Origin of the sequence: Pseudochrobactrum sp. sp1633 (genome assembly GCF_030376605.1) — a bacterium.
In the GTDB taxonomy this organism is placed as follows: Bacteria; Pseudomonadota; Alphaproteobacteria; order Rhizobiales; family Rhizobiaceae; genus Pseudochrobactrum.
In genome coordinates, this window is the sequence record NZ_JARRAE010000011.1 from 94,791 (window position 1) to 106,836 (window position 12,046).

General features: G+C 53.8%; 7 protein-coding genes. 4 read left to right on the top strand and 3 right to left on the bottom strand.

Annotated elements, in window-relative coordinates:
• Positions 1–5: 5 nt before the first annotated feature.
• Both P8H26_RS13270 and P8H26_RS13275 read left to right on the top strand, forming a co-directional pair.
• Positions 6–1,136 (top strand): ABC transporter permease, encoded by a 1,131-nt coding sequence (locus P8H26_RS13270; protein WP_374708300.1) that lies wholly within the window; start codon positions 6–8, stop codon positions 1,134–1,136.
• Between the two features lies 1 nt (position 1,137).
• On the top strand, positions 1,138–2,742 hold the full coding sequence (locus P8H26_RS13275) for an ABC transporter ATP-binding protein (RefSeq protein WP_289633556.1): 1,605 nt from the start codon (positions 1,138–1,140) through the stop codon (positions 2,740–2,742).
• A gap of 40 nt (positions 2,743–2,782) precedes the next feature.
• On the opposite strand, the gene P8H26_RS13280 is transcribed toward P8H26_RS13275, so the two are convergent.
• Positions 2,783–4,174 (bottom strand): FAD-binding oxidoreductase, encoded by a 1,392-nt coding sequence (locus P8H26_RS13280; RefSeq protein ID WP_289633558.1) that lies wholly within the window; start codon positions 4,172–4,174, stop codon positions 2,783–2,785.
• Positions 4,175–4,345: 171 nt separating this feature from the next.
• Between P8H26_RS13280 and P8H26_RS13285 the strand changes: the two genes are divergently transcribed.
• Positions 4,346–5,857, top strand: coding sequence for a hypothetical protein (locus tag P8H26_RS13285; RefSeq protein WP_289633560.1), 1,512 nt, complete (start codon positions 4,346–4,348; stop codon positions 5,855–5,857).
• 67 nt (positions 5,858–5,924) lie between these two features.
• On the opposite strand, the gene P8H26_RS13290 is transcribed toward P8H26_RS13285, so the two are convergent.
• On the bottom strand, positions 5,925–9,422 hold the full coding sequence (locus tag P8H26_RS13290; RefSeq protein ID WP_289633562.1) for an AAA family ATPase: 3,498 nt from the start codon (positions 9,420–9,422) through the stop codon (positions 5,925–5,927).
• Positions 9,422–10,723, bottom strand: a complete 1,302-nt coding sequence (locus tag P8H26_RS13295; RefSeq protein WP_289633564.1) for a DNA repair exonuclease — start codon at positions 10,721–10,723, stop codon at positions 9,422–9,424. Before P8H26_RS13295 ends, P8H26_RS13290 begins: the two co-directional genes overlap by 1 nt.
• Before the next feature lie 220 nt (positions 10,724–10,943).
• Here P8H26_RS13295 and P8H26_RS13300 point away from each other — a divergent pair, with 220 nt between their 5' ends.
• Positions 10,944–12,002, top strand: coding sequence for a Tim44 domain-containing protein (locus P8H26_RS13300; protein WP_289633566.1), 1,059 nt, complete (start codon positions 10,944–10,946; stop codon positions 12,000–12,002).
• Positions 12,003–12,046 lie beyond the last annotated feature (44 nt).

The window sequence follows — 12,046 nt, forward strand, 5'->3', positions numbered from 1 at the left end:
CAAATATGCCGTCTCATGGCGCACCGGAAGGCAACGCAACTGTTGCCGGCCGCTCACTCTGGCAGGATGCATGGATCAGACTGCGCCGCAATCGCGCTGCCGTGGCCAGTGCTGTTGTGCTGATCATTCTGTCTCTGACCGGCATTTTCGGGCCCATGATCAGCCCGCACCCTTATGAGAAAATCTATCCGCAATTTGTGCGCATGGCACCGAGCCTTGAAGCCTATCCGCGTGCGGATACTATCCTTCCCGGCCTTGAGCGGGAAATGGCACGTGCGCGTCTTAAAGGCGGCGAACCGGAACTCTCCGGCTCAAAGCTAACCGTTGACGTGACCTCAAGTGCGGGGCGTGAGCTGGATGAGCGGGTTTTGCGTTATTTTGAGCGCTCTGATCTTTTCAGCAATCCGCAAATCGAGCTTGCTACCGATAAATTAAGCGGCAAACTTTCGCTCAATGTATCGCGCCTTTATTTCTTCTTCGGCACCGATAATCTCGGGCGTGATATGATGACCCGCACCTTTATCGGTGTGCGCATATCGCTGGCCATTGGTCTTTTGGCCTCGGTCATGGCGCTTGTGCTGGGTGTAACCTATGGCGCAGTTTCCGGCTATTTGGGCGGACGCGCAGACAATATCATGATGCGTATTGTCGATATTCTCTATTCCCTGCCGTTCATCTTCTTCGTCATTCTGATGCTGGTGTTTTTCGGGCGATCGATCATCATCATCTTCATTGCCATCGGCGCAACGGAATGGCTGGATATGGCGCGTATTGTGCGCGGGCAAACGCTCAGTCTTAAACGGCAAGAGTTTGTGCAGGCAGCAGAGGCGCTTGGTGCAACACGGCGCGGTATTATCACCCGTCATATTATTTCCAATGCTCTGGGGCCGGTGATTGTATTCGTTACCCTGCTAGTACCGAAAGCCATTCTGCTCGAAAGCCTGCTCTCATTCCTTGGTCTTGGTGTTCAGGATCCGATGACATCGCTGGGTCTGCTGATCTCTGAAGGGGCGCAGAATATGCGCGGCGCTTCATGGCAGCTGATTTTCCCTGCCGTTACCCTGACACTCATCCTCTTTGCGCTGAACTTCCTGGGCGACGGCCTGCGTGACAGCCTTGATCCGAAGGACCGCTAAGATGACAGCAGAAACAGTCTTATCTGTACGCGATCTGCGTGTGACATTTGAAACTAATGACGGGCCGGTTCATGCGGTGCGCGGTATCAGCCTTGATGTTAAATCAGGCGAAACCGTTGCTATTGTTGGTGAATCCGGTTCTGGCAAAAGCCAGACGACAATGGCGATCATGGGCTTGCTCTCGCAAAACGGCAAGGCCACAGGTCAGGCGCTCTATCGCGGTCAGGATCTGGTCGGCATGTCCGACAAAGAGCTGAATAAAATCCGTGGTGCGAAAATCACCATGATTTTTCAGGAACCGATGACCTCGCTTGATCCGCTCTATAAAATCGGCGACCAGCTGGCAGAACCTTTGCGTTTTCACCGTGGTATGAGCAAATCTCAGGCACGGCCGCGCATTCTGGAACTGCTGAAACTGGTTGGTATTCCTGAACCGGAACGCCGCATTGACAGCTACCCTTATGAATTATCCGGTGGCCAGCGTCAGCGTGTGATGATCGCGATGGCATTGGCGAATGATCCGGATATTCTGATTGCCGACGAGCCGACAACGGCGCTGGATGTGACCATTCAGGCGCAAATTCTGGAGCTTCTGGCCGATTTGCAGAAGCGTCTTGGCATGGCCATCGTTTTCATTACCCATGATCTGGGCATTGTAAAACGCTTTGCCGATCAGGTCTGCGTCATGCGCTCGGGTGAAGTGGTTGAAAGCGGTGCAACGGAGAAAATTTTCTCTGCTCCCGAGCACGCTTATACGAAAATGCTGCTCGATGCCGAACCGGAAGGCACCAAGGCAGCGCCACCGGCAACCGCCCCTTTGCTGATTGAGGCGGATAATGTCTCCGTCACCTTCAATCTGGCAAAAGGCTGGCTGAAACCGCAAACCTATCTGCGGGCGGTGGATGGTATCTCGCTCAATCTGAAACAGGGGCAGACTATCGGCATCGTGGGGGAATCCGGTTCGGGCAAATCCACCCTCGGCCGCGCCATTCTGCGCCTGCTGAAATCTGACGGGCGTATCGCTTATCTAGGCAAAGAACTGCCGACAGACCAGCAGGAAATGCGTCCAAAACGGCGCGAATTACAGCTGGTATTTCAGGACCCGTTCGGCTCGCTCAGCCCGCGTATGACCGTGGGGCGGATTATCACCGAAGGGCTGCTGATCCACGAGCCGGAACTCTCCGCCAAAGAGCGGGATATTCGTGCCGGTGAAGCGCTGAAAGAAGTTGGCCTTGAGCCTTCGATGCGCAACCGCTATCCGCATGAATTTTCCGGCGGTCAGCGTCAGCGTATTGCGATTGCACGCACCATGATCCTGAAACCGAAAGTGATTGTGCTGGATGAACCGACCAGTGCGCTCGACCGCTCGGTGCAGAAACAAGTGGTGACATTGCTACGTGATTTGCAGGAAAAATACGGCCTGTCCTATCTCTTCATCAGCCATGATCTGGCGGTGGTGCGCGCGCTTTCTGATTATATTCTGGTAATGAAAACCGGCAAGGTCGTGGAAGAAGGCGAAACTGCCCAGATTTTCGATGCACCGCGCGAGGATTATACCAAAGCACTGATGCAGGCTTCCATGAGTGAAAAACGCTTCGGAGCGTAAAACATAAAGGCCGGAGCTTATGTTCCGGCCTTTGTTATTCTTAGTCCAGAACTTTGCCCGGATTGAGAATATTATGCGGATCAAGCGCCGCTTTCAGCGTTTTCAAAGTCTGCAATTCGGCAGCGCTGCGGCTGTAATGCAGCCACGGTTTTTTATGCAGGCCGATACCATGCTCCGCCGAAACCGAGCCTTTGAATGCGCGGATAATGTCATAGACAATATCTTCAACAGCGCGGTCATCTTCGGTAAAATCCGTAAATTTCGTAATATCAATATGGAAATTACAATCGCCGACATGGCCGAAAAACAGGCTGGTCATACCCGGATAGCGGTTCTGCAATGCTGCCTGAATAGCATCCACCGCAGCGCCGATCTGAGTTTGCGGGACTGAGACGTCAAAACCGATGCATGGTCCTTCATGGGTCATGATTTCCGCAATGGCATCGCGCATTGTCCAGAATTCTTCGGCCTCACGATGAGATTGTGCAATGGCAGCATCGGCAATCCAGCCCTCTTCCAATGCATGTTCCAGAACCGACTGAAACAAATCCGCTTCCGCATCCGGCTCGGCACCCTGCATATCCATCAACACATAAAGCGGATAGCCGCCTTCAAGCGGTGCGCGGGCATATTTCGACGCCATGATGTAATAATCATTCCACATCGCTTCAAAAGCGCTGACGCGGCCGGAAAGGCGTTTTTGCGCGTAATTCAGTAACTGCAGGGCATTCTCAAAATTCTCAAGCGCCACCACAGCTGCATTGGCACCGCCCACACCCGGACGCAAGCGAAGCACAGCGCGGGTGACAATGCCCATTGTGCCTTCCGCGCCGATGAACAGATGCTTCATATCCAATGCCGCATTGTTTTTCGGCATTTCATTCATCATACTGAGGATTGTGCCGTCTGCGAGCACCGCTTCCAGACCCAGCACCAGATCACGGGTCATACCATAGCGGATCACACGATTGCCGCCCGCATTGGTGGAGATATTACCGCCGATCTGGCAGGAGCCGCGTGCGCCGAGATCCAAGGGAAAAATCATACCCGCATTGCGTGCCGCTTCCTGAATGGTTTGCAGAATTGTGCCGGCTTCCACAATCATCGTACCGGCCTGCACATTGATGGTTTCAATGCGGTTCATATTGCGCAACGACAGCATCACACAATCCTGCACCGGCACTGCACCACCGGCAAGACCGGTCAGCCCGCCCTGCGGGACAACCGCTACACGAAACTCATTGCAGAGTTTCATCAGTTCAGAAACAGCTTGCGTGTCGCGCGGCACGGCGAGCGCCAGCGGCTTGCCGCCCTGCTCATCACTCCAGTCACGCAGATGCGACACATCAATATTTTCACCGGAATACAGGTCTTTTCCAAGTAATGCAGAGAGTTTGCCCAGCAATTGCTGTTGAGCAGAATGATTGTCCATTGAATTCCCCTTGGTCTGTCAGATTATGTTTATTGGAATTATCGTTGATTTGTTATAGGGGTTACCACAAATTATCGCGCATAAGGTCATTCTGTTTTTTTGAAAACCGTCTGGCTGCATTCATCCTGCGGTCAGCGACCGGTCTTGTCCGTCTTATTACTGAGGTAAGCTATGCTATTGAAAATGCCACGTTCTGCTTTTGCGAAAACATTTGCACTGACCGCTGTCATCGCACCTTTGTGGGCAGGAACTGCACTGGCCTGGACCGGTGATGATGTTGCAAAACGCGTGCAGGCGCTGCTTAAAGAGCAAATGGTGGAACTGACTTTTTCCAAAGCAGAAACCGACGGTAAAAATGTCATTTTGCACGATGCAAAAGCGCAGATCGCTTTGCCGAAATCACTCTCTGACGAGACAGAAGAAGAAAAAAATAAGGACAATGCCCCTGTTAATCTCGGCAATATCACTCTGAGCGGTATTTCTGACACTGAAGGCGATGTCTATCTCGTTGAGAAAGTCAGCTTCAATGATGTGAAAATTGTTGAAGACAACACTGTTTTCACCTCGGCCGGTATCAGCTTTGACAAGGTCCGACTGACAAAAGACCCGAAAACCGATCTGCTTGGCCGCATGCAATATGCTGAGGCGTTTAATATTGGTGCTCTTTCAGTCACAACCGGCGGCAAAGAAATATTTAAACTCAGCGGTCTTTATCTGACGCAGGAGCCTTATTCCAAAGAAAAAGCCAGCAATTACAGCTGGGGTATCAAGGCGCTGGATCTTGATATTGCGGAAATGAGCCGCCTTGAGCAGGAAAAGAAGAAAAAAGAAGCTGCTGAAATGCAGGCTGCCGTAGAAGAAGCCACAAAAGCGGCCGAAGAAGCTGCAACCGCCGCTGCAGAAGCTGCAACGGATGCAGAGGCAGCCGCAGAGGATACAGTGCGCAGCGATACGCCAAAACGCTCTGATGAAAACGCGGGCGAAGACGCTGCCGTTGCCGACAGCGCTGAAGCTGAAGTTGAAGAAGACAATGTTGATACGCTTGAACCGGCAGACAGTGCTGAAGATGTGAGCGACGACATTAATATCGAAGCCGTCCGCGCGCTCGGACTGGAAAAAGTCCACCTGACAATGGATGCCAAAGGAACCTGGTCGCCGTTTTCAGGCCAGTACACTGTCGACCAGATGACGATCAACGGCCAGAACATCGGCACTTATAATTACAAGCTGGCGATGGGCGGCTATGATCTGAAATTCATCAAGGCTGTGCAGGATCTGATTTCCAGCGTGATGGAAGACGGCAACGACAACACTTCCATGCAGATTGCAGCGCTTGGCATGATGCAGAACCTCTCCATCAAAAATATGGAGATGCGTTATGATGATGCGAATTTCTTCGGGAAAGTGCTGGACTATCAGGCAAAAGAACGCGGTATCACCCGCGAAGAACTCGTAAAAGAAATGAAAGACCAGCTGCAATTCGGCGTTGTTTATTTTGAGAATGAGCCGCTAGTTGTAGACGCTGTGAAAGCTCTGGGTGAATATCTGGACGCACCGAAATCCCTCAGCCTGAAAATTCAGCCGGAAACTCCGGTCACTTTCGGCATTCTGACAGCCGTTGGCATGGCAGAGCCGAAAAAGCTCTGGTCGGTTCTCGGCGTTAAAGTTGAAGCCAACAAATAAAAACAGCTATTAAAACAAGAAAGCCTGCATTTTTACATGCAGGCTTTTTTTATGCGTTTATTCCAGCTCAAAGCCTGTGCAACCGCACATCCGGATAGATTTCCTTCGCAATATCACACAAATGCTGATGGTGGGTCAGATAGATCACCTGCCCTTTTTGTGACATCTGCGTGAATAGACGGAAGGTTTCACGCGCGCGGTCATCGTCAAATGTTTCCATAATATCATCGGCGATAAAGGGCATCGGACGACGCGCGACAAACTCGTAATAACCGGCAATGCGCAAAGCCAGATAGAGCTGAAACCGCGTGCCTTTGGAAAGTTCATCGGCCGTTTTGGAACTGCCGTCTGCAGCAATCGCAATCAGAATTTCACTATCTTTATCGGTCTGTGTGGTCAGCTGGCGATAACTGCCCTGACTGATCGCGGCAAAAGCTGCCGATGCCTGCGCCATCATGGATGAGCGGTGCTGATCGCGATATAGACGCAAGGCCTGCTCAGCGGCGCTGATGCCAAAACGCAAACGCAGATACTGTTTTGACTGCTCCTCAATTTCCAGCAGTAAGGTACGGCGTCGCTCGTCCAGCTTTGCAGCACTGTCATCCCCCGCCTGCGCATCGCGCATCAGTTGCTCGGCCTGTTTCCACAAGCGGTATTGTTCCTGCTTATGCTGATCCTGCGTTTCATCCTGTTCGCGCAGGGTCTGCAATTCAGCTTTCAATACCGTGTTGTCGGCATGTTCCAGCAGCGCTTCCGCCTCTGCCGGTTGTGCAAGCTTGAGCAGATAGGTGATTGTCTGCTCCTCACCTGCGCGAGATTGTTCAAGGCCTGCCTTTTTCGCAGCAGCCTGAATTTTCAACCCCGCCTCTTCCAGATTATCCGCCTGCAATTGCGCGAGCATCGCATCTTTGCGGGCGCCCAGCACGTCTGCCTGCCGCTCAAAGACCTGCATTTGTTGTGCAGCTTCTGCCAAGCGGCCTCGCAGACCAAGCAGCTTCTGCTGTTCTTCTTCAGCCTTGCGAATATGCTGCTCACTGCGCGCGGCCAGTTCTGCCACCGGCAAGGCATCTCCTGCAGCTGTGACAACCGGCAGACCAAGACGCTGCGCCAGAGCCTCCGCCTCGCTGCGATAAGCGGCCTGATCATCGTGCATTGCGCTGATGCGCTGCGCCAGATCATGGCTGCGCTCCAGTGCCGGTGCCAGTTCTGCCGTAAGGTTTAAAATCTCACGCACCTGTTCCAATGCCGGTATGGTCACATCTTGTGCAAGCCATGTTGTCTGACAGGCAGCGCTCCACGCCTCCTGCCATTGCCCATCCTGTGACTCAACTTCATCTGCCTCTTTGCGGCGGCGGCGCAGTTCCTGTTCCCGCTCTGCCAGTTCTGCCTGCAAACCGGCATGCTGCTGAAAGGCCTCGCTCAAGGCTGAGGCCTGCGCTTGCAGCACACTCAAATCGCTCCCTTCAAGGGAAATGCCAGCTTGCTGCAAGGCACCGGACAGCGCACTTTCAGCATCATTAATCTGCGCCAACCGCTCATCGCGCATCCGGCAGGCACGCAGCCAGAGCTGGCGTTTTTGCAGCAAGGTGCTGCGCTTTTCCATCCAACGCAACAGACTGCCCGCAGACAAAACATCACTTGCGGCAGGCACCAGCTGCTGCTGCCAGATGGCAATGCGTGCATTGACGGCCTGCAATTCTGTATGCAAATGCACAACAGAATTTTGAGCATGTGCGATCTGTGCATCAAGCACAGCAATACGCTCGCGCAACTGCATGGCGCGGGCAAATTCACTCGCCTGTGTCAGCCTGCTATGCACAGCCTGATCGTCCTGCACCAGCAAATGTTCAAATTTCGCTGCCGTATCATCGGTGAGCGTCTTGCGGTGCTGTTGCCATGCGGCATTGCGGGTCTGGCGTAATTCTGCCGCCTGCTCCTGCGTCATCACCAGATTATCTTGTTGCAGGCTCTGCAATTGCGCACGCAACTCCACACTATCTTCTGTGTGTTTTGCAATCGCATCTTGTGCCTGCTGCAAGCGGCTTTCCAAGGCTTGCGCCTGTTGTCCTGCGGCTTCAACCTCTGCTGCATCCGGCACCGGCAGCGCGGCAAGGGCTTCCAGATCAGTGGCAAATTCCCCCTGCCTGTAAGGCTGTGCCTGCCACAGTTCCCGTAACTGTGCTTCTTCCTCCCGCACAGTGCTTTCTGCCTGGCGCAAAAAGGCGCTGTGATCTTCACCGCGCAACCGGCTCAGAAGATTATTGAGTGTCTGGCGTTGTGCAGCATCAAAATTGCCCTGTGCCGCACCGGCATTTTCCAGCTTCTCTTGCGCCAATGCCAGCCGGTCTTGCGCGGCTTCCAGTTCTTTACCGCTCAGTTGCATAGCCGCTGCAATGCCTGAGCGCCGCTCGATCAGACTGCGCAAGGCCGTTTCCGCCTGCACAGGTATCAAAAGGTCACGAGGATTACGCTTCACATCCTGCCCGAGGCGGATCAACAGCGTATCAATCTTCTGCTGCTCGGTGCGCAAAGCCGCTTCACGTTCCGGCAGATCTTTTTCAGCCGTGAGAAACCGTGCCCGCAAAATCTGCAACTGTCCGGCGGAGGCGGCAAGATGCAGCGCATTTTCATCCAGAAAAATCACACCAATATCCTGCTCCAGCGCGGCGAGTGCCGCCGCCTGCCCCTCAAGGCGGGTGCGCAGTTCCGCATCATCAATCATCAGACGCGGCAGCTCAGCCTCAAACCCTGCCGGTACAACGGGCACATCCGCTAAAGCGGTGAGTTTTTCCCGCAGCTCATGCAAACGGTGCAGATGCGGCAGCGCATTGAGCATCGCATCAATATCCGCAATGCGGTTTCTGGTTTGGCCGTGAAGGCTCAGTGCTTGCTGATATTCACTCTGTGCCTGCCGGTGTGCTTCAGCGAGTTTGCCATAGGCCTGCGCCGAGCTTTTCGCATCCAGCTCAGTTTTAGCCGCCTCAATCTCCTGCAAGCGCAACCGTAAATCCGCCAGCTCACCCTTGCGTGCACCCGGACGATAAAACTGGTCGGCGCGGCTGCGCAACTGGCTCAGATTTTGGCTCAGGCCTGCAAGACCGGCACTGGCAGAAAACAGCAATTCGCCGAGATTGCCCTTGCTGGCAAGGATCGCATCGCCGCCTTCTTCCAGCGTATCATCATCAAGCGAAAACATCATGCGATAGGCATCGCGGTCGATGTCGCCGAGTTCTGCTGAGATCAGCGTATCCGGCAGTGCGCGTCCTGCATCATCACTCAGGCTGTTGACGCGGGCTTTGGTGCGCACCAGCTCCTGTGTTGCATCCTGCAATTGCAGCGAGGCACCGATTTTCATCGCCGGATAGGGATGCAGAAAATTATAGCGGCTTGCATGTTCAATACCGAACAACAAATCAAGCAGCGCTGAAAATGTGGTAGATTTTCCGGCCTCGTTGGGCCCGTAGATAATATGCAGATCAGGCTTGCCCTGATCCATTGTACCAAAATCCAGAACACGATCGGTAAACCGGCCATAACGGGTGAGATCCAGACGATTAATCCGCATTATGCCTGTTCCTCCGCCTGTGAGGCTGCGCTCAGCTCGGCCAGCACATCCTCACTGCCACGATGCAGCAACTCCCCGATTAAAGCCTGCGCCTGTGCTTCGTCATTGCCGAATGTACTGCGAATTTCAGGGGGGAGTTTTTTCACCAGAGCATCCATCTGCTCGGCAAGTCCGGTCTGAAAAACAGGGGAAGACACCAGCTCGTTCTCAATCAGCCTGCCAAGCTCCTGCAACGGGTCATGCGTGGCGGACGCTGCCCCTTGTGTGGCGCTGCGCAGCGGCGTGCTTTCAATTTCCAGCTTTTCAATCCAGCAATTTCCGGTCTGCTCGGCTTTGTCTTCAGCCTCCGTGAGCAGCAAATCATGGTCACGGCGCATCTGCCATGCCAGAGACGTGGTGCCGGTCAGATGCAGGCGTGCCACCAGCTGTTCGCTCAGTGTTGCCTCGCGTTTATCTTCCAATGCAGAGCTTATTTTTTGCACAATGGCGCGCCAGTCTTCGCAAGCCGAAACATCCACGCTCACCCGCTCAAATTGCGCAATCGAGGTCAGCCGCTCTTCTGTCTGCACAGTGCCGTCGTCGTGGATCGTGACAAGCGTTACAGATTTTGCGCCCGCCTCATTAATATCGCGTCCCTGCGGATTGCCCGCCATCACCACCGTACTGTTATGATGACTGGTCGGCGCATAGACCGCACGCTTGTGGATATGGCCAAGCGCCCAGTAATGAAAACCGTGCGATTGCAGATCATGCACACTGACCGGCGCATAAAGATCATGCCCTTCAGCACCATTGAGGCTGGTATGCATCAGCCCGATATTGACGGCATCACTCACCGGCAACCCGTAATTGGGCAGCAGGCTTTCCGGCGCATGAGGCTTGGCAAAACTCAACCCGTGAATAACCACCGGCTGTGAATGTTCCGGCGCGGACACCGTGATCGCGCGGGCTTTGCGGTCAAATATCTGCACGCGCTCCGGCAGAATGAGTTCCTTGGTAATTTTCGACAGTGCATCGTGGTTGCCGCGAATGATGAAAACATCAATCCCCGCCTGATCAAGACGGCGCAGCTGCTCTGCCAGAAAACGTGCGGTTTTCATCGAAGTCTGATCGCCGTCATAAAGATCACCGGCAATCAGCAGAGCATTCACGCGTTCACTTAAGCACAGATCAATAATATTTTCAAAAGCACGGCGCGTTGCATTACCGATCAGGGCAGCAAGATCATGATTGCGCAAAGCTAATGAGCGCAGCGGTGAATCCAGATGGATATCCGCCGCATGGATGAAACGATAGGTCAAATCAGCTCCTGAAAATTCAGGTTAAAATCTTTGTGCAGACTATGCGACAGCGCGGGGGCAAAAATCAATGCAGCGATATTTGTAATGCGTGCATATCTGGCGCGCTTTTAAAATTCCGAGCAAATTCTTGTAAATTATACGAATTTCTTTGCGTCTTGCTCTTACAAACAAAAGCCCCTGTTCCTATATCCTGCCCAAGACCAATTTTCAGGAGACACATATGTTCCGTGCCACCTCGCGTTTAAGCCAGTTCACCGTAGCATTGGGGCTGGCGCTCGTTGTATCGCTTTCCGCGATGGATATCGCCGATGCCAGACGTGCGGGTGGTGGTGGCTTCGGCAGCCGCGGCAGCAAAACCTATCAGGCGCCTGCACAAACGCAGACCGCGCCGAACACTGCTGCGCCGATTGAACGCTCCATGACCCCGAATACCGGTGCGCAGACCCGCCCTGCACAGGGTGCAGCGGCTGCCAATGCGGCAAAGCCGGGCTTTTTCAATAATTTCGGCCGCTCCATGCTGGGTGGTCTGCTGGTCGGCGGTCTGATCGGTATGCTGCTGGGCAATGGTCTCGGCGGTATGGCCGGTTTCCTCGGCCTGATCTTGCAGGTTGCCCTTTTCGCAGGTCTGGCCATGCTGGCCATGCGCTTCTTCGCCAATCGCAATAAGCCGGTAACGGCTGCTGCCGGAGCCGGTAATGCTGGCGCAAACCGTGCGAACCCGATGCAGAATCTGGGTGCACAGTTTGGCAAACGTGATGACAACACACATGCGCGTTCTTCAGCTTCTGTCCCATCAGCCGGTTTTGGTGGCAATACAAATTCAGGTGCAGCTGCAAGCATGATGCAGCCTGCCGTGCAGGAAAAGCCGCTGACCGTTTCGCAGGAAGATCTGGAGCATTTTGAAAAAATGCTGACTGAAGTCCAGACGGCCTATGGTCAGGAAAATTACGGCACGCTGCGCCAGCTGACAACGCCGGAAGCCATGTCTTATCTGGCCGAAGAGCTGGGTGAAAACGCCACCAACGGCCTGCGCAACCATGTAAGCAATGTGAAATTGCTGCAGGGCGACGTATCGGAAGGCTGGAGCGAAGAAGGCAAAGATTACGCCACCGTTGCCATCCGCTATGAAAGCATCGACTATCTTGCAGACCGCGATACCGGCGAACTGGCTGAAGGCGAGAGCAAGGATATTTCGGAAAGCACAGAAGTCTGGACTTTTGTCCGCCCTGAAAACGGCCGGATTGAAGAGTGGAAACTTTCCGCCATTCAGGCTGCATAAGGTCTGATTGGTGAATTTAAATGAGCCGCTCTGAATTTCAGAGC

Bases quoted from the DNA above. Each gene is read 5' to 3' on its own strand.
- P8H26_RS13270 (WP_374708300.1), top strand. From the start codon at position 6: ATGCCGTCTCATGGCGCACCGGAAGGCAACGCAACTGTTGCCGGCCGC.
- P8H26_RS13275 (WP_289633556.1), top strand. From the start codon at position 1,138: ATGACAGCAGAAACAGTCTTATCTGTACGCGATCTGCGTGTGACATTT.
- P8H26_RS13280 (WP_289633558.1), bottom strand. From the start codon at position 4,174: ATGGACAATCATTCTGCTCAACAGCAATTGCTGGGCAAACTCTCTGCA.
- P8H26_RS13285 (WP_289633560.1), top strand. From the start codon at position 4,346: ATGCTATTGAAAATGCCACGTTCTGCTTTTGCGAAAACATTTGCACTG.
- P8H26_RS13290 (WP_289633562.1), bottom strand. From the start codon at position 9,422: ATGCGGATTAATCGTCTGGATCTCACCCGTTATGGCCGGTTTACCGAT.
- P8H26_RS13300 (WP_289633566.1), top strand. From the start codon at position 10,944: ATGTTCCGTGCCACCTCGCGTTTAAGCCAGTTCACCGTAGCATTGGGG.